The sequence below is a fragment of the Bifidobacterium sp. W8104 genome (assembly GCF_016100735.1).
GTDB lineage: Bacteria > Actinomycetota > Actinomycetes > Actinomycetales > Bifidobacteriaceae > Bombiscardovia > Bombiscardovia choladohabitans.
Window position 1 is genome coordinate 1,426,147 of the sequence record NZ_JACFRW010000001.1, and the last position, 15,781, is coordinate 1,441,927.

At 62.3% G+C, this 15,781-nt stretch carries 16 protein-coding genes and 1 tRNA gene; 10 read left to right on the forward strand and 7 right to left on the reverse strand.

The window, feature by feature from the left end; genetic code table 11:
• Positions 1-30 precede the first annotated feature (30 nt).
• Together H3U89_RS05515 and H3U89_RS05520 are read left to right on the forward strand one after the other, a co-directional pair.
• A complete protein-coding gene (locus tag H3U89_RS05515) occupies positions 31-681 on the forward strand; it encodes a hypothetical protein (protein ID WP_198177336.1) in 651 nt (216 codons plus the stop codon).
• Positions 682-748: 67 nt separating this feature from the next.
• Positions 749-838 carry a 30S ribosomal protein bS22 gene (locus H3U89_RS05520; protein ID WP_004268639.1) on the forward strand — a complete coding sequence of 30 codons (90 nt, stop codon included), beginning with the start codon at positions 749-751 and terminating at the stop codon, positions 836-838.
• Between the two features lie 135 nt (positions 839-973).
• Here the strand turns inward: H3U89_RS05520 and rpiA are convergent, their stop codons facing one another.
• The 4 genes from rpiA to H3U89_RS05540 all read right to left on the reverse strand — a co-directional run bounded on the left by rpiA (position 974) and on the right by H3U89_RS05540 (position 5,695).
• Entirely contained in the window at positions 974-1,672 is a 699-nt protein-coding gene (rpiA, locus tag H3U89_RS05525; RefSeq protein WP_198180413.1) for a ribose-5-phosphate isomerase RpiA, read from the reverse strand.
• Between the two features lie 107 nt (positions 1,673-1,779).
• Entirely contained in the window at positions 1,780-2,775 is a 996-nt protein-coding gene (locus H3U89_RS05530) for a ribonuclease H family protein (protein ID WP_198180411.1), read from the reverse strand.
• A gap of 89 nt (positions 2,776-2,864) precedes the next feature.
• Positions 2,865-4,538 carry a phosphoglucomutase (alpha-D-glucose-1,6-bisphosphate-dependent) gene (pgm, locus tag H3U89_RS05535; RefSeq protein WP_198180409.1) on the reverse strand — a complete coding sequence of 558 codons (1,674 nt, stop codon included), beginning with the start codon at positions 4,536-4,538 and terminating at the stop codon, positions 2,865-2,867.
• A 62-nt stretch (positions 4,539-4,600) separates the two neighbouring features.
• Positions 4,601-5,695 (reverse strand): diacylglycerol/lipid kinase family protein, encoded by a 1,095-nt coding sequence (locus H3U89_RS05540; RefSeq protein WP_198180406.1) that lies wholly within the window; start codon positions 5,693-5,695, stop codon positions 4,601-4,603.
• Between the two features lie 220 nt (positions 5,696-5,915).
• Between H3U89_RS05540 and H3U89_RS05545 the strand changes: the two genes are divergently transcribed.
• From H3U89_RS05545 to H3U89_RS05575, 7 genes are all read left to right on the forward strand, one after another.
• Entirely contained in the window at positions 5,916-6,593 is a 678-nt protein-coding gene (locus tag H3U89_RS05545) for a serine dehydratase beta chain (protein ID WP_045935689.1), read from the forward strand.
• 12 nt (positions 6,594-6,605) lie between these two features.
• Complete coding sequence (gene sdaAA, locus H3U89_RS05550; protein WP_045935688.1) at positions 6,606-7,481, forward strand: L-serine ammonia-lyase, iron-sulfur-dependent, subunit alpha; 876 nt, start codon at positions 6,606-6,608, stop codon at positions 7,479-7,481.
• Positions 7,482-7,655: 174 nt separating this feature from the next.
• On the forward strand, positions 7,656-8,942 hold the full coding sequence (gene serS, locus H3U89_RS05555; RefSeq protein ID WP_045935687.1) for a serine--tRNA ligase: 1,287 nt from the start codon (positions 7,656-7,658) through the stop codon (positions 8,940-8,942).
• Between the two features lie 93 nt (positions 8,943-9,035).
• Positions 9,036-9,120 (forward strand) — tRNA-Ser (locus H3U89_RS05560).
• A gap of 180 nt (positions 9,121-9,300) precedes the next feature.
• Positions 9,301-9,798, forward strand: coding sequence for a hypothetical protein (locus H3U89_RS05565; RefSeq protein ID WP_198177344.1), 498 nt, complete (start codon positions 9,301-9,303; stop codon positions 9,796-9,798).
• A gap of 10 nt (positions 9,799-9,808) precedes the next feature.
• Complete coding sequence (locus H3U89_RS05570) at positions 9,809-10,408, forward strand: YbaK/EbsC family protein (protein ID WP_198180404.1); 600 nt, start codon at positions 9,809-9,811, stop codon at positions 10,406-10,408.
• A gap of 127 nt (positions 10,409-10,535) precedes the next feature.
• Positions 10,536-12,095, forward strand: coding sequence for a ClC family H(+)/Cl(-) exchange transporter (locus H3U89_RS05575; RefSeq protein ID WP_232345746.1), 1,560 nt, complete (start codon positions 10,536-10,538; stop codon positions 12,093-12,095).
• 28 nt (positions 12,096-12,123) lie between these two features.
• Here the strand turns inward: H3U89_RS05575 and H3U89_RS05580 are convergent, their stop codons facing one another.
• A complete protein-coding gene (locus tag H3U89_RS05580) occupies positions 12,124-12,801 on the reverse strand; it encodes a Type 1 glutamine amidotransferase-like domain-containing protein (RefSeq protein ID WP_198180400.1) in 678 nt (225 codons plus the stop codon).
• 105 nt (positions 12,802-12,906) lie between these two features.
• Here H3U89_RS05580 and H3U89_RS05585 point away from each other — a divergent pair, with 105 nt between their 5' ends.
• A complete protein-coding gene (locus tag H3U89_RS05585; protein ID WP_198180398.1) occupies positions 12,907-13,626 on the forward strand; it encodes a hypothetical protein in 720 nt (239 codons plus the stop codon).
• An 8-nt stretch (positions 13,627-13,634) separates the two neighbouring features.
• Here the strand turns inward: H3U89_RS05585 and H3U89_RS05590 are convergent, their stop codons facing one another.
• Complete coding sequence (locus H3U89_RS05590) at positions 13,635-14,336, reverse strand: LuxR C-terminal-related transcriptional regulator (protein WP_198177349.1); 702 nt, start codon at positions 14,334-14,336, stop codon at positions 13,635-13,637.
• Between the two features lie 99 nt (positions 14,337-14,435).
• A complete protein-coding gene (locus tag H3U89_RS05595; RefSeq protein WP_232340467.1) occupies positions 14,436-15,749 on the reverse strand; it encodes an ATP-binding protein in 1,314 nt (437 codons plus the stop codon).
• Positions 15,750-15,781: the final 32 nt, after the last annotated feature.

Consider the following 15,781-nt stretch of genomic DNA (forward strand, 5'->3'; position numbering starts at 1 on the left):
CCGACACCCTGCCCATGAGAGAATGGAGGCATGGCTGACAATCCTTCTGCACCCGTGTCCTCCTCCGACTCCTCCGCGCATGCCAGGCAACGCCGTCGACGGATCGGTCTGGTCATCGCCCTGGCGGCGGTGGTGGTCCTGGTGCTCCTATCGGCCTTTGTCTGGCCTCATTGGGCGGTGCGCAGCCAAGAGCCCACTGCCCAGGTCCCGGCCTCCACATCCTCACAACCCTCGCAAGCCAGCAGCCCCAAGGCCACGGCGGTGCCCCTGCCCGGCTCGGCTTCCGAGCTGCTCAAGGCCATGCCCGATACGGTGGGAGAGTTCGCCCGTGTCAAAGCGGATTCTGACAGCGAGTGGAGCACCCGTACGCCTATCGAGGAGTACAACCTGGTCTATTCCACCGGCAGGTCGGGCGGGGATGTGACCCTTCACCTGGCTCAGTGGTCCAGGAGCGAGGATGCCAAGGCGCTCTATGACAGCCAGTCCACGGGCATGTCCGGCAAGGAGCTGGCCGCGGGCAATGTTCGCAGCGGCGGCACGGTCACCGGATCCTACCTGGAGAAGGCGGATGGCGACGACGAGCACAAGGTGCTGGTCATTTGGCAGAATGATACCGTGGTCTTCCGTGCCCAGGGCCAGCGGACTGCGCTGGAGGCCTTCTACAAGGCCTTCCCGCTCTAGTCGTCCCGTAAGCGGTGTACGATAAGCAAGTTGGACACTTCCAGGTAACTAAGGATCGGAGGCTCGGATGGGTTCTGTCATCAAGAAGCGCCGCAAGCGGATGAGCAAGAAGAAGCACCGCAAACTGCTGCGCAAGACTCGTCACCAGCGCAAGTAACTTTATGACTTCTGGCCCATCAGGGCCGACGAAGCCCCCCGCATCGAATGGACGCGGGGGGCTTCATGTATATCATCGCCGGTCGTCTTGGGCAGTCGGAAGCTTCCAGCCGGGAGGCAAGAGGTTCGCTGACGATTACTTGTTGGCGTTGGTCATTACCCGGGGTCCGTTGGGATCGCCCACGATGACCGTGTCGACCATGTTGAGGAAGAGGCCGTGTTCCACGACGCCCACGGTGGTGATCAGGTCCTGGGCCAGATCCTGCGGGTGATCAATTCGATCCAGATGCAGATCAATGATGTGGTTGTGCTCGTCGGTCAGAACCGGTTGCCCCTGGCCGTCCATCCGCAGGACCGGGTGATAGCCGCGCTCCTTGAAGCGATCCAGAACGTGGCGCTCGCCGAAGGGGATGACCTCCACTGGCAGGGGGAAGCGGCCGATGGTGTCGACCACCTTGGACTCGTCCACGATCCAGACGATCCTTCGGGAGTTGACGGCCACGATTTTCTCCCAGAGCAGGGCAGCGCCGCCGCCCTTGATGCCATTGAAGTCCTTGTCGACCTCGTCGGCCCCGTCGATGGTGACATCGATGTGGTCCACCTGGTCGATGTCGACGATGCGGATTCCGTAGCCTTCAGCCTGTTCCTTGGTCCTCCGGGAGGTGGTCACGCCGGTGAACTCCAAGCCCTCTTCCTTGACGCGCCGTCCCAGTTCATCCACGAAGAACCGGACCGTGGATCCGGTGCCCAGCCCGGCGGTCATGCCATTCTCGACCAGCTTGGCTGCTTCGATGCCGGCGGCCTTCTTCAGTCTGTCCTGCTCGGTCTTGTCCATACACGCTCCTTCATGCCCGCCATGCGCTCAACAGCTGATGTCTGCGGGTCTTGTTGGTTCAGGTTCACTCCAGTGTAGACGATGGCCCCTGACGGTCCAGGAGCCGCTCAATCCTCCACTTCGATGGCGTGCAGGCGGAAAGGCGCCTCCTGGATGGTCACGTAGCCGTCAGGGTCGATGTCCGCATCTATATCGATGCTGCCGACGATATGCAGGTCCTGTCCCGTGAACATGCTGCTGCCGGATGGGGGCGGCGTGATGCGGATGCGGCCGCTGGCTCTCAGTCCCCGAGCCCCGGAGTTCCTGGTCTCCCGGTCAACCGTATCGGCGTCCGAGGTGTCCTTGGAAGCCGGCGCGACTTCGTCTTCCTGACCATCGGCCATGTCGGGGTCGGGTGTGCCATTGCCTGCGGCTGCCGTTGCTTCCACAGATTCGGCCTGCTCCGCATCCACAGCCTCGGACTCGACGGCGGTTTCGGCCAGGTCCTTCTGCTCCTCCTGATCCAGGCGGGCCTTCTTGCGACCCAGCTCGTCCAGAACTTGGGGCCCTCCGTCCAGCTCATCCTTGACTGCGGGCGGTACCTGCGTGCCTTTGGCGTAGGGGGAGGCCAACAGTGAACGCCAGCCTTCGATAGGCAGACAGCCTTCCCGGTTGCCCTTGCCAGCAGCTGTGGCGTAGCCGCGGGCCAGAGTGTCCACTTTCTCATTGAAAGTGTTGCCGGCATGGCCCTTGACCCAGACAAACCTGACCGATCCCTGCCGGGCCTGGATCTCCCGGTCGATGGCTTCAATAAGCGGGCGATTCTTGACCGGCTTGCCCTGGGAGTTCTTCCACCCCTTCTTCTTCCACCCGGGCACCCAGGTGGTGGAGCAGTTGATGGCGTATTGTGAGTCGGTTTCGATGACCAGAGGGCGCTCGCCTGGGTGGGCGCGCAGGGCCTGCAGGACGGCGCATAGTTCGCCGATCTGATTGGTGCCGTTGCTGGCGCCGCCTGCATCCGCGTCGCCGCCCTCCTGATCGGCCCAGGCCCAGCCCATGGGGCCATTGGGATTGCTCAGTGCGCTGCCGTCGGTCGAGACGACCAGATTTTTGTCATTGGTCATGGTTCCAGTCTAAGCAGAAAAATAGAGAACCCCCGCGCCAGTGATGACTGATGCGGGGGGGGGGGAAGACGGGTGGTCTTGTCTGCGGTTCAGCCCAGGGCCTTGGCGACCACCTGGTCGGCGTCGTCCAGAACCTGGTCCAGGGCTTCAGGTGAAACGAAGGATTCGGCGTAGACCTTGTAGATGTTCTCGGTGCCGGAGGGGCGGGCGGCGAACCAGTTGTTCTGTGTGGTCACCTTGATGCCTCCGATTTTGGCCCCATTGCCCGGGGCCTCGGTCAGCTTGGCGGTGATGGGCTCGCCGGCCAGGGTGGAAGCCGTTACATCGTCGTCGTTCAGCTGGGTGAACTTCTGCTTCTGCTCCAAGGTGGTTGGGGTGTCCACCCGCTTGTACCAGCTCTGGCCGAAGCGCTCCACCTGCTCCTGGTGGAGCTGGGCCGGGTTCTTTCCGGTCTTGGCTGTGATCTCGGCAGCCAGGAGGTCGGGGATCAGCCCGTCCTTGTCGGTCGTCCAGACACGGCCGTCCCGGCGCAGGAAGCTCATCCCTGAGCTCTCCTCGCCACCGAAGGCCACCTCGCCCTTGAAGAGGGGGTCGACGAACCACTTGAATCCCACGGGCACCTCGATCAGCCTGGCGCCGATGGAGGCAGCCACGCGGTCGATCAGGGAGGAGGAGACCAGGGTCTTGCCGATGCCGGCGCCCTGGGGCCATCCGGGTCGGTTACCGGAGAAGAGGTATTCCACGCAGACGGCGATGTAATGGTTGGGGTTCATGACGCCGGTCCCAGGGCAGACGATGCCATGCCGGTCAGCATCCGGATCGGTGCCGCCCACCAGATCGTAGGAGTCCCAGGCCCCGGCGTTGAGGCGATCCACCAGCCCTTTCATGGCATAGGGGGAGCTGGGATCCATGCGAATCTTCCCGTCGTGGTCGATGGTCATGAACCGCCAGGTCGGATCCACCTCCGGGTTGACGACGCCGATGTTCAGGCCGTACTTTTCATTGATCAGCGGCCAGTAGTTGACCGAGGCGCCGCCCAGCGGGTCGATGCCCAGACGGACCCCGGAGGATCTGATCAGGTCGAAGTCGATGACATTGCCCAGGTCGGCCACGTAGTGTTCCCGGTAGTCGAAGCGCTCCACCAGCTCGGATTTGATGGCATCCTCAAAGGGAATACGCTTGACCCGCCTGTAGTCGCCCAGAAGTTCATTGGCCCGTTGCGCTATGGCGTTGGTGGTTTCGGCCGGAGCCGGACCACCTGTGGGCGGGTCATACTTGAATCCGCCGTCGGTGGGCGGGTTGTGGGAGGGGGTGACCACGATGCCGTCAGCCAGGTCCTTGCCGGAGAAGCGCTGGGTGCCGTCGGCCGCCCGATTGTGCGTCAGGATGGCCTGGGATACGGTGGGTGTGGGTGTGTAGTCATCATTGGCATCGATGCGCACCCGTACCCCGTTTGCGGTCAGGACTTCGATGGCCGTCTTCCAGGCGGGCAGGGAGAGGGCGTGGGTGTCGCGGCCCAGGTAGAGCGGTCCGGTGACCCCGTCCTTGGCCCGCTGTTCGGCTATGGCCTGGCTTATGGCCACGATGTGGGCCTCGTTGAAGGAGGTGGTCAGGGCGGAGCCACGATGCCCGGAGGTGCCGAAGGACACCCGCTGGGAGGGCGTGGAAGGGTCTGGGATGGAATCGTAGTATCTGCCGATCAGATCGTCGACGTTGATCAGATCTTCTGGGCTGGCAGGCTTGCCCGCATTCTGTGCTGTCATGGCTCCCATCATGCCACCCCGGCATGAGAAAGCAGACAGAGGGGCAACAGGCTGTTTCGGTCTCAGTCGGACTGGGGTACCCGCACGTCCAGGGCCTGGCGCTCCACGCTGAGTGCTATGTGGCAGGTCTCGCCCAGAATGTCGCCGTCCACCTGAGCCAGGGCTGGTTTCTCCAGGCGAATCTCCGCCTTTGTTCCCTGCAGCTGGACGATGGTGGAGTTGGTCGACAGGGGGCTCTGATTGGACTTGCGGGTGATGGTCTGATGCATCACATCCCCGAAGAGGTTGGCCCAGCCGATCAGGCCGGCGGAGGTGTCGATGATTTCGAAGTCCAGGATGCCATCGTCGTAGGAGGCGTCGGGCATCAGGGAGAATCCTGGAATCTCCCCGCAGTTGCCGGCCATGAAGGTGCGGAAGGTCACTGAGGTGTTGGTCTGTGTGACCTGGTCGGGCCGGGTTATGGCGATGTCGGCCGTGTACTTGGGTGCGAACAGATGCTTGGCGCCACTGATGAAGTAGGCCAGCCAGCTGACCGTCTTCTTCAGGTTGGGGTCGGTGTCGTCAATCATCAGGGCGTCGAAGCCGATGCCGGCGATGATCAGGAAGGCGTGACCATGGCCTTGTTCCTCACCTTCTGCGTCTAGCAGGGCCATACGGCCCACATCCACCTGGGTGGAGCCGTGCGATGTGGCCACGGCCAGGGCGGCGTCCAGATCGCCTACGGGAATGCCCATGTTCCGCGCGAAAAGGTTTCCGGTACCGATGGGGATGATGCCCATGACATGGTCACTGGAGGCCATGGCGCTGGCTACGGTGCGTACTGTCCCGTCCCCGCCCACGGCAACGACTACGTTGGCCCCACGCTCCAGTGCCATGCGCGCACAGGCTCTTCCATCCCGATCCAGCTGGGTTTCGATGAAGCTGAATTCGCGGATGCCTTTGTCCCGGCAGTATTGCTGAATGCGTTCGCGGGCGGCGGCTGCCTGGGGTTTGGAGGGGTTGATAACGAAAGCGTAGCTGAGCTGGTCGTCGTCCCGGGCCAGGATCTGCATGGCGAACTTGTGCCGTCTTTGGGCGCGGACGATCAGCACCACCGCAGTGACGGCAATGGCCGCCGCAGCCAGGATGGCGAGGATGACGACCGCTGGAATTGGCATGACTCTATTTTGCGCGCCGTGCCGACCCGAAGCCCCTGGGCGTGTCCGACGTGAACGAACCCTCTACAGCAATCACGCTGACAGTATGAGCTGATTGAGTAGTGAAAACCGTGAAGTTAAGATGGCACTCGGTTCATGTGGTCCCCTCGGTCTGGAGTTGCAACGGCTTCGTGCGCTGGAAGTCCGGGAAAGCCAGGGGGTATGGAGAGAGGAGGCAGGCATGGATAAGTACAAGAGCGTGTTCGACATCATAGGTCCCATCATGATTGGCCCCTCCAGCTCGCATACGGCTGGGGCAGTGGCCATTGGGCGAGTTGGCCATACTCTTGTGGAGGGCGTTCCCAGCCGTGCTGATATTCATTACTATGATTCTTTCGCCCGCACGCACAGCGGCCACGGTACCGACTATGCCATTATCAGTGGCCTGCTGGGTTTTGCCCCGGATGACCCCCGGGTGCCTGATGCCATCGGCATCGCCCGCAGGCAGGGTATGGATCTGACCTTCCACGAGGAGGATGAGCCCAGTCCCATCGACCATCCGAATACCGCTGTCCTGGATTTGCAGGGCCCAGCCGGGCGGGTGATTTACGCGGCTTGCTCCATCGGGGGCGGGACCATTGAAGTACGGCGCATCAACTTGGACGGCTGCCTGATCACTCCTCCCGGGCTTCTGCCCATCCTGCTGGTGGAACTGGATGAATCCGAAAAGAGCGCCGGTCGGCGATTGGAGCGCATACGCGATCTGCTTCGGGAAGAGGGCGTGACCAAGCAGACCAGGTATGAGCCCGAAGGTCCGGCCGGCATGGCGGTGTACGAGTTCGACCTGGACAATCCGCTGTCCGCGCAGCAACAGAGGCAGATCGCGGGTCACTCGTCCCGGATGATTTATATCGACTAGGAGGCATGGCGCATGTTCACTTCGATCGCTGAACTCGTGAGTATGGCCGAAGGGCGCGGCTCGTCGATATCCGAAGTGGCCATTGACGAGGAGGTGCGACGTTCGCACCAGACCCGCGAACAGGTCTGGGAGAGAATGGCCAGGAACCTGCAGGTCATGCAGGCTGCCGTGGCCAGGGGGTCCCAGGGCGATGGCGTATTTTCCAAGACTGGGCTGAGCGGTGGTCAGGCGGCTCTGCTGGAGCATTACCGGAAGACACGAACCAGCCTGAGCGGCGATGCCATCCTGCAGGCCGTGGAGGCCGCCATGGCTACCAATGAGGTCAACGCGGCCATGGGCATCATCTGTGCTACCCCTACGGCCGGCTCCTCCGGGACCCTGCCCGGAGTGCTCACCGTGCTCAGGAACCGACTGGGGCTGGATGACGATGGGCTGATCCGTTGCCTGTTCACGGCAGGGGCTTTCGGACTGGTTACGGCCAATAAGGCGATGATCTCCGGAGCCACAGGTGGCTGTCAGGCCGAGGTTGGCAGCGCATCCGGCATGGCCGCTGCTGCAGCGGTTGAGGGTGCAGGGGGCGATCCCAATTCCAGTGCCCAGGCCTTCGCCATAGCCATGAGCAACCTGCTGGGCCTCGTCTGCGATCCTGTGGCTGGGCTGGTGGAGGTGCCTTGCGTCAACCGCAACGCCATCGGCACTGCCAACGCTTTGATCGCTGCTGATATCGCCTTGTCGGGTGGCGTCAGCAGGATCCCGCCCGATGAGGTCATTGCAGCCATGAAGTCCATCGGCGAGAGCATGCCCTCATCGCTGAGGGAGACCGGCATCGGCGGGCTCGCGGGCACCCCCACCGGCAAACGGTTCCGTAAGACTGTATTCGGCAAGTGATGCGGGCCAGGCGCATATACATATCAGGGACGATCGGTTCCCGTCCGTCTTCCCGTCCTTCTTGCTCTTTTCGATTGGGTCGGCGGCCGGACCGGTTGCAGCAGAGGTCATAAGGCCCGGAAAGAGGTGTGCGGGGCCGGTTTTCGTGTCCCCTGAAAGTCATAGAATTCAGATATGTTAGATATCAGGTTCATTCAGGAACATCCGGATGTTGTCCGTGAATCACAGCGCAAACGCGGCGAATCGGTCGAACTCGTCGACGAAGTGCTGAAGGCGGACAGCGAGCGCAGGGCCGCACTCCAGGATTACGAGAGCTACAGGGCCGAGCAGAAGTCGCTCGGTAAGCGCATGGGCTCGGCGTCTCCTGATGAGAAAGCCGACCTTCTGGCCCGGACCAAGAGCCTGTCGGACAAGGTGAACGCCTGCAAGGCAGCCTCCGACGAGGCCAACGCCAGGTACACCGATTTGATGTGGAAGTTCAGCAACGTAGTGGAGCCCGAGGCACCCGAGGGCGGCGAGGACGACTACGTGGTGGTCAAGAAGATCGGCACTCCGCGCGACTTCGCCAAGGAGGGCTTCGAACCCAAGAACCACCTGGACCTGGGCGTGGGCGTGGCCGGCATCGATATGCGCAGGGGCGTCAAGGTCTCCGGATCCCGCTTCTACTTCCTGCGCGGGGATGTGGCCCGGCTGGAGATCGCCATGCTGACCATGGCCGTGGACCAGGCCATGGAGCATGGATTCATTCCTACGATCACCCCCACCTTGGTCCGGCCTGAGGTCATGGCCGGCACCGGCTTCCTCAATGCCCACGCCGACGAGATCTATCGCCTGCGTGAGCCCGACGACCAGTATCTGGTGGGCACCTCCGAGGTCTCCCTGGCCGGCATGCACGAGGACGAGATTCTGGACCTGAGCAAGGGTCCGCTGCGCTACTGCGGCTGGTCCAGCTGCTACCGGCGGGAGGCTGGCTCCGCCGGCAAGGACACCATGGGCATCATCCGCGTCCACCAGTTCGACAAGGTGGAGATGTTCGTCTACTGCAAGCAGGAGGACTCCCGCGACCAACACCAGCAGTTGCTGGCCATGGAACAGGAGATGCTGGCCAAGGTGGACGTGCCTTACCGGATCATCGACACCGCCGCAGGAGACCTGGGATCCTCGGCTGCGCGCAAGTTCGACTGCGAGGCCTGGGTGCCCACCCAGGGTCGCTACCGCGAGCTGACGTCAACCTCCAATTGCACCGAGTACCAGGCCCGCCGCCTCAACGAGCGCGAGCGGCTGGAGGACGGCTCCACCCGTCCTGTCAGCACCCTGAACGGGACCCTGGCCACCACCCGTTGGCTGGTCGCCATCCTGGAGAACCACCAGAATGCCGATGGCTCCATCGTCATCCCTGAGGCCATGCGCTCCTATGTGGGCGGCAAGGAGGTCATCGAGCCCAAGACCTGGGAGGCCTGAGCCACCTCTGCCGAAATTGGTCGACATTCCGCTGGTGGTTGGACCAACCTTGATGTCGTATGATGAGTGACGTGCCTGATCGGCACGTCTTATGGACAGGTGTCTGAGCGGCCGAAAGAGACGGTCTTGAAAACCGTTGTGGCGCAAGCCACCGCGGGTTCGAATCCCGCCCTGTCCGCCTGGTGGATGCCCCGGAGCTCATTCCGGGGCATTCCTGTATTCGCTGAAATCCCCTGTTTGCAGAGCGGTTTGGGCTGGAACCTGGTGGCTACCTGGTGCCTACAATGATGGATGGTAGCCATGAGTAATCACGCGAGCCGACCCTTGGGCGCCGACTCTGCAAGGGAAAGGTCGGGTCGTGGATCAATTCATCGCCATTGTCTCTCTGATCGGAGATTGGTTGCTTTTCACATTCCCACTCTTCCAGGGGCTGATGGAGCTGCAGGAATATCAGGAGCTCCTGGACGACTTTGATCAGCTCAGCAAGAATTGGGATGAGGTCTCGCCCTGGTGGTGGCTGGTGCCCATCGTCAAGATCCAGCTGGAACGTAAACGCGGGCACGAAATTCTCCGTCAGGCTACCAGGACCAGATCAGAACGTCGACGGGCGCTGAGCTTCCTCGACCAGGCGACCGCCTGGTACTTCGTGTCGGTCGCAGGCTGGTTGAAGATGATCTCCTCCTCTTATGAATTGCTTGAGAAATACGATGCCGAAGAGAACATATGGCTGCTGGTCCTTCTGATCGTTCTGCTGACCTCCGGCGGTCTCTTCAACGCTTACTATCGCATAGACAGAAAGCGGATAGGCCAGAAGGAGAAGGAGCTGAAGCCCGACTCAGAGGTGGCCAACGACTGACGAGGCGTCCATGAGACCAGGCAATGGCAGCACCGATCCTGCAGCCAGAGCAGAGCTTGACGCCTCAGCCGGTATGGATAAGGGGTCATTAGGCTCGGGGGACAGGATGGTTCCCCAGCCGGTGCGAGAGCTTCTGGATGGTTTGAGAACAAATTGGCGAGTCGCTCAACACCCGCCCTTGGACACCATTGACCAGGGCATGGAGCTGGGCATTGCTGACCTGCTGGGGCTTTCTATAGAAAACCTCTCCAAGTTCTTGCTGCTGGAGGATGCTGGAGGTCTGCTGATACTCCTGGTGGCCAAGGGCATAGAGCGGCCTGATCTGCGCCAGGTGCGGGCAGTGGTCGGATGCCGAAGGCTGCACATGGCCTCGGCCGCCACCCTGCGCCAGTGTCTGGATACGGTGCCGGGTCGGGTCTCGCTGCTGGATCTTGTGGGCCATCGCGGCCAGGTGGACACCGTCGTCCTGGACGGTAATCTGACGGCAACAGACGAACAGACAGCACTGCCTTTGGGCTCTGACTATGTGTCCGTCTGCTTGCCCGGCTCCTGCCTGGCGGATCTTGCTCGGAAGCTGGTATCCCGGGTGTTCATAATGTCTGAGAGTTGAAGCCGTCGACTCAGCCATTGCTCCTGGTCTCTGCCCTGAGAGAAGCTGGAAACCGTTGTGCGCAAAGGAGGGAAGGAGCAGGCCTGTGAGGCTGAACCTGTCTTGGAGAAAGCCGTCGGCAGATGAGATGGATCAGACCCATCGTTCCGACCCTGTGCAGGCGACCAGGCCGGGTCGAGCCAGCCGGTGGCTGGTGGCTCTCAGAGCTGCCTGTTGCGGGTTGCTGGTGGGATTGCTGGTGGTGCTCTACCGGCAGGGCATCGGTTATGGCACAAGGTTCGCTCGATGGGCCTACGCGCAGATGCGTGACCAGCCCCTGATGATTCTTCCTTGGCTGCTGGCCGCCCTGCTGGTAGGACTGGCCCTGGCCTGGATGGTCCACCGGGTTCCTATGGCCTCGGGCTCCGGCATTCCACAGGTGGAGGGCGTGGTCATCCACGGCATGCGCATGTCTGCCCTGCCTGTGCTGGGTGTACGGTTCCTGGGTGGTCTGGCCTGCGGCATGTTCGGCCTGTCTTTGGGGCGCGAAGGGCCCTCGGTGCAGATCGGCGCGGCCGGTTCCCAGCTCGTTTCCCGAGGATTGCGCCGAGACCGTGTGGAGGAGACCTGCCTGGTTACCTCCGGCGCGGCTGCCGGTCTGTCTGCGGCATTCAACGCGCCCTTGTCGGGGATGGTCTTCGCCCTGGAGGAGATCCACAGGTCTTTTTCTCCCATGATTCTTCTTTCGGCGGCCATGGCCTGCCTGAGTGCTGATTTCATCGCCAAGAACCGCTTCGGCCTGCGTCCGGTCCTGGACTTCACCGCTATGCCCCAGCTGACCATCGCCCAGTATCTGCTGATGATCCCCCTTGGGCTGGTGGCCGGCCTGGTGGGAGCTGCCATGAACCGTCTGCTGCTGGGCGCGCAGAGCCTTTACAACCACCTGCCCTCGAAGCTGGGACCGGTGATCTCCCTATTCCTGGCCCTGCCGGTAGGATTGCTGCTGCCTGCCGTCCTGGGTGGCGGCGAGGACCTGATTGGCAAGGCGGAAGGCGTTCGCGAGGTGGCCTGGTCGGTGGCCGTCAACCTGCTGGTTCTGCTCCTGGTCAAGATGCTCTTTACGGCCAGTTCCTTCGGCAGTGGCGCCCCCGGTGGCATCTTCATGCCCATTCTGGCTGTCGGTACGCTGACCGGGTCCCTGTGCGGGATGGGTGCGGCCGCCCTGGGAATGCCCGCTCGAATCATTCCGGTCTGCGCGGTCTGTGCCATGGCAGGCACCCTGACGGCCTCGGTCAAGGCTCCTATAACGTCCATTCTGTTGACGGTGGAGATGTCTGGCTCTCTGGTTCATATGCTGCCCGTGGCCCTATGTGCTTTCACGGCCCTGATGGTGTCCGATTTGCTGCGTGTCGAGCCCATATACGAGGCTCTGCTGGAGCGTTACCGCCGGGGGCATGCTCCAGATGTCCAGGTTCCTGACAGGGTTACTGTGGAGTTCCCCATAGAGCATGGCAGCCCAGCGGCTGGTCGTCTGCTGGGGCAGGTCCCATGGCCGCACGGATGTGCTGTGGTCGGTCTGCGCAGGGGCGAGCATCGGCTGATTCCCGCAGGCGACCTGCGGCTGCTCGCGGGAGACGGTGTCATCCTGCTCTGTCCGGGCGATAGCTTGGATCAGGCCCGCCGGGTCATGGAAGGCCTCTGTCGCTAACAGGTACTTTTCTAAACTGGAGTTTTCTCTAAAGAATGGTCAGGCACTGCCCGTGGACAGCCACGGCCTGGCTGTTGCTGATGGCCACCATGGGACCATCATCGCCGTAGTGGTCCAGAATTTTCCTGGTCACCTCGGCGAAGGGCTCGGAATCAAGGTGGGGGAGGAGGCGGAAGTCCACTAGACCCAGCCCAGTAGTGGAGTCCAGATCCGGGGCGGCCGAGCGTGGATCCATGGCATCCAGGAAGCCGATATCGGGACCGGTCACCACAGCGCCAGCCGATTCGCCGATATAGGGTTTGCCCTGGTTCACCTGCTGTCTGATCAGATCCGCAGCGCCTGAGCGACGCAGCTCCTGCAACAGGAAGAAGGTGTTGCCTCCGGACAGATAAATCAGGTCGTCCTCCTCCAGGCTCCGGCGTATGGTCTCCGGATCGGCGGTCGAAACTTCCAGATCGTCAATCTGACAGCCCATGTCGGTGAAAGCCCGGCGAGCATCCTGGACATAACCATCCGAACGCTGGGGAAGGTTGGCCGTGGGGATGAAGGCCACCGTATGGTTCTTGGGCGAGCCTTCGAGGAAGGTGGGCAGCCTGCCAGCGGTAGCGGAGAATGAGGACGTGAGCAGCAGCCGACGCATGACGGCTCCTTTCGTGACGGGCGGGACTTCCGCCCTGGGCAGGTCGGAAGCGTGGGATCCGGCCATTGCTGGCTTCAATATATCTATGCACTGGTCTCCGCATAGTGATTGACCGCGTGCCGACTGGATTCTGCCGTAGGCCCTGTAGGTCCAGATGTTTATTCTGGGGGCATGGCAAGGCGGCATCGGGAGTTACAGCAGGGATCCGGTCAAGGCGTATCGGACGACCTGTCAGGCGAAGATATATTCAGCGACGACCGTCCCGATCTCGCAGCCCCCGGCGGAAGTATCCTCCTCGCTCTGCCTGGGACCTTGGTGGATTGGGATCCGCGCAGAGCCCTGGTCGGGCAGTACCCTGACGGGGTGATCGATATGGTGCTGGACCCGGAGGACCTTTGGGGCTTCACCTGTGTCAGAAGACAGGTCAATCTGGGTGTGGACCCGCAGCAGGCACTGGCCGACTATGAAACCACCCACGGGCCTGCGGTCGCCTGGGTGGTCCGCGTCTGTCTGGAAAACTACACCCTGGCAGTGAAAGGCCTTCTTCCTGGTGCATCGGAGCTGCTGGGGGATCTGCGGCGAGCTGGCCTGACCCTTTGGGGCCTGGCGGCGACGACCAGTCAGCTGATCGCAGCGATATCCGAGGTCCTTTCGCCGCTCTCTGCGCTGAAAGGCACGCTCATCTCATCCAAAGAGCATCTGGACCTCTCCGATCCGCTCTTCTATCGTCTGGCCCTACGCCGATTCGCTATCAGCCCCGGGCATACGATTTTCGTTGATGCGGACCCTGAACATGTGGCTATAGCTGACAGGCTAGGCATGGATGGAATTCTTGCCCAGGACATCAGCAGTCTTCGCCAGCATCTTCGTCAGCGGGGCATCGCCTGCTGAGTGGACGTTCAGACGATGCGGCGGTCTGCGGCCCAGCGGGTCAGTTCGGTCCGGTTGGACAGCTGAAGTTTGCGCAGGACGTTGGAGACGTGGGTCTCAACCGTCTTTATGGAGATGAACAGCTCGGAGGCCACCTCGCGGTATGTGTAGCCCCGGGCGATCAGGCGCATGACCTCCTGCTCGCGCGCGGAGAGCCGGTCCAGTTCGTCGTCTTCTGCCAGGCCGGCATCTGCGACCTCGTCCTCCTGGAAGGCGGAGAGCACGAATCCGGCCAGCTTGGGTGAGAAGACGGCGTATCCTTCGTGCACCTGGCGGATTGAAGAGACCAGATCCTTGGCGGAGATGGTCTTGGTCACGTAACCACGGGCTCCGGCACGGATGACCGAACCCACGTCCCTGGGTGAGTCGGATACGGAAAGGGCCAGAAAGACCGACCGGGGGGAGAGGGGATGGGAACGGCTCAGAATTTCGGCACCTCCACCGCCCTGGCCACCCGGCACGTGCACATCCAGCAGAACCACGTCGGGACGGGTCTGCCCGACCATGAGGATGGAGGATTCCACGTCCGCCGCCTGACCCACGATGTGAAAATGCGGCTGTAGGGTGGTGATGACGCCGGTGCGGAACATCTCATGGTCGTCGACGACGGCTACGCGGATGTTTGCGGACCCATCCTTGGCTTGATGGAGCTCTGCTGCAGTCGTGGTCATGGGCGTGGTTCAGCCCGCCTTTCCCGACGCGGGGTCCTCAAGTGTGGGTGGGATCGGACCGGCATGCGTCTGTGAATGAATGGTTCACCATGCATCCTATCATTGCTGGGCATCGGTCCCTTTTTCACGCTGACCAACCTTGCCCTCCTGATGCTGGCTGGCCTCGGACAGCGGCATGTGCATTCTGACCTCGGTGCCCCAACCAGGACGGGAGACGATCTCGACCCTGCCACCACGTCGCCGAATCCGGCCGATGATGGACTCGCGGATTCCCAGACGGTCAGCCGGAATCGCATCCACATCGAAACCCGAACCGTGGTCGCGCACGTAGACCTCAACCTGATTCCTGCGGGCCTCGCAATATAGGGAGATGGGTTCACCGCCGTGGGTGACGGCATTGACCAGGGCCTGTCGGGCCGCGTTGAGCAGGGCATCGGTCTGGGCGCAGGGCATGGCGTCCCCCACGGTGACCACCTCGATTGGCTTGCCTGAATCGTCCTCCACCTGTGCGGCTATCTGGCTCAGCCCGGTGCTGACGGACCGGTCTGAGGGGGTGCGTTCCTGGTAGAGCCAGTTACGCAGATCTCGCTCCTGGGATCGGGCCAGGGTGAAGACGGTATGCGGGTCGTCGGCATGCAGCTGAATCAGGGCCAGGGTCTGCAGAACGCCATCGTGCAGATGGGCTGCCATATCGGCCCGCTCCTCCTCGCGTTCCTTCATGGCGCGTTCATCCCCCAGCTGGCTAATGATTGAGCCGACCCAGGGCACGACCACCGCGGTTACGCCTACAAGAAGCAGGCCGGCCAGGACTATCAGGGTCAGCGCCCAATGCAATTCCTGGGTGGACAGCAGGAAGATTACCGCAGCCGACAGGATCAGGGCCAGGCTTCCGATCAGGGCCGGCAGGTGGTAGCCGGTTCCTTGGTTCTCCGGCCTCACCCAGGCCAGGACAAGTCCGGCGCAGAAAAGCAGGCAGGGGACGACAAAGGCGGGGCGCATACCGCTGCTGAGCAGAATGACCGCGGTCAGCAGGAGGATGATGCCCAGGCCTGCCAGCAGTCTGGTTACCCGCCCGGGAGTGATGCTGTGATCCTCCTTCTGACCTGGTTGCCCAGTAAGGATGCTGGGCGCCAGCGGGGCTGACCGCGGATCATGCGGTTGGACTCCCTGGGTGGGATCGCCCTGGGGAAGTGTCAACCAAAGAAAGCAGTAGACCACGCAGGTGATCATTTTGGGAGCCAGGAGAACCATGACCAGGCGTATCCAGAAGACGGGGATACCCAGGTGCAAACTGACGCCCTTGCAGACTCCGCACAGGATCCTGCCCTTGTGCGGCCTCATCAGGGGCATGCGCGCAGGGTGCAGAGGAGGCGGTTCCTTCAGCGTTTGTTCTTCCTGCATGGTTGCGTTCATGCTTCCATTATCGTTTTCGGACGGTGCCGATA

What these genes read in the sequence shown, in the direction of transcription:
- H3U89_RS05515 (WP_198177336.1), top strand. Translation starts at nt 31, where the DNA reads ATGGCTGACAATCCTTCTGCACCCGTGTCCTCCTCCGACTCCTCCGCG.
- H3U89_RS05520 (WP_004268639.1), top strand. Translation starts at nt 749, where the DNA reads ATGGGTTCTGTCATCAAGAAGCGCCGCAAGCGGATGAGCAAGAAGAAG.
- rpiA (WP_198180413.1), bottom strand. Translation starts at nt 1,672, where the DNA reads ATGGACAAGACCGAGCAGGACAGACTGAAGAAGGCCGCCGGCATCGAA.
- H3U89_RS05530 (WP_198180411.1), bottom strand. Translation starts at nt 2,775, where the DNA reads ATGACCAATGACAAAAATCTGGTCGTCTCGACCGACGGCAGCGCACTG.
- pgm (WP_198180409.1), bottom strand. Translation starts at nt 4,538, where the DNA reads ATGACAGCACAGAATGCGGGCAAGCCTGCCAGCCCAGAAGATCTGATC.
- H3U89_RS05540 (WP_198180406.1), bottom strand. Translation starts at nt 5,695, where the DNA reads ATGCCAATTCCAGCGGTCGTCATCCTCGCCATCCTGGCTGCGGCGGCC.
- H3U89_RS05545 (WP_045935689.1), top strand. Translation starts at nt 5,916, where the DNA reads ATGGATAAGTACAAGAGCGTGTTCGACATCATAGGTCCCATCATGATT.
- sdaAA (WP_045935688.1), top strand. Translation starts at nt 6,606, where the DNA reads ATGTTCACTTCGATCGCTGAACTCGTGAGTATGGCCGAAGGGCGCGGC.
- serS (WP_045935687.1), top strand. Translation starts at nt 7,656, where the DNA reads ATGTTAGATATCAGGTTCATTCAGGAACATCCGGATGTTGTCCGTGAA.
- H3U89_RS05570 (WP_198180404.1), top strand. Translation starts at nt 9,809, where the DNA reads ATGAGACCAGGCAATGGCAGCACCGATCCTGCAGCCAGAGCAGAGCTT.
- H3U89_RS05575 (WP_232345746.1), top strand. Translation starts at nt 10,536, where the DNA reads ATGGATCAGACCCATCGTTCCGACCCTGTGCAGGCGACCAGGCCGGGT.
- H3U89_RS05580 (WP_198180400.1), bottom strand. Translation starts at nt 12,801, where the DNA reads ATGGCCGGATCCCACGCTTCCGACCTGCCCAGGGCGGAAGTCCCGCCC.
- H3U89_RS05585 (WP_198180398.1), top strand. Translation starts at nt 12,907, where the DNA reads ATGGCAAGGCGGCATCGGGAGTTACAGCAGGGATCCGGTCAAGGCGTA.
- H3U89_RS05590 (WP_198177349.1), bottom strand. Translation starts at nt 14,336, where the DNA reads ATGACCACGACTGCAGCAGAGCTCCATCAAGCCAAGGATGGGTCCGCA.
- H3U89_RS05595 (WP_232340467.1), bottom strand. Translation starts at nt 15,749, where the DNA reads ATGAACGCAACCATGCAGGAAGAACAAACGCTGAAGGAACCGCCTCCT.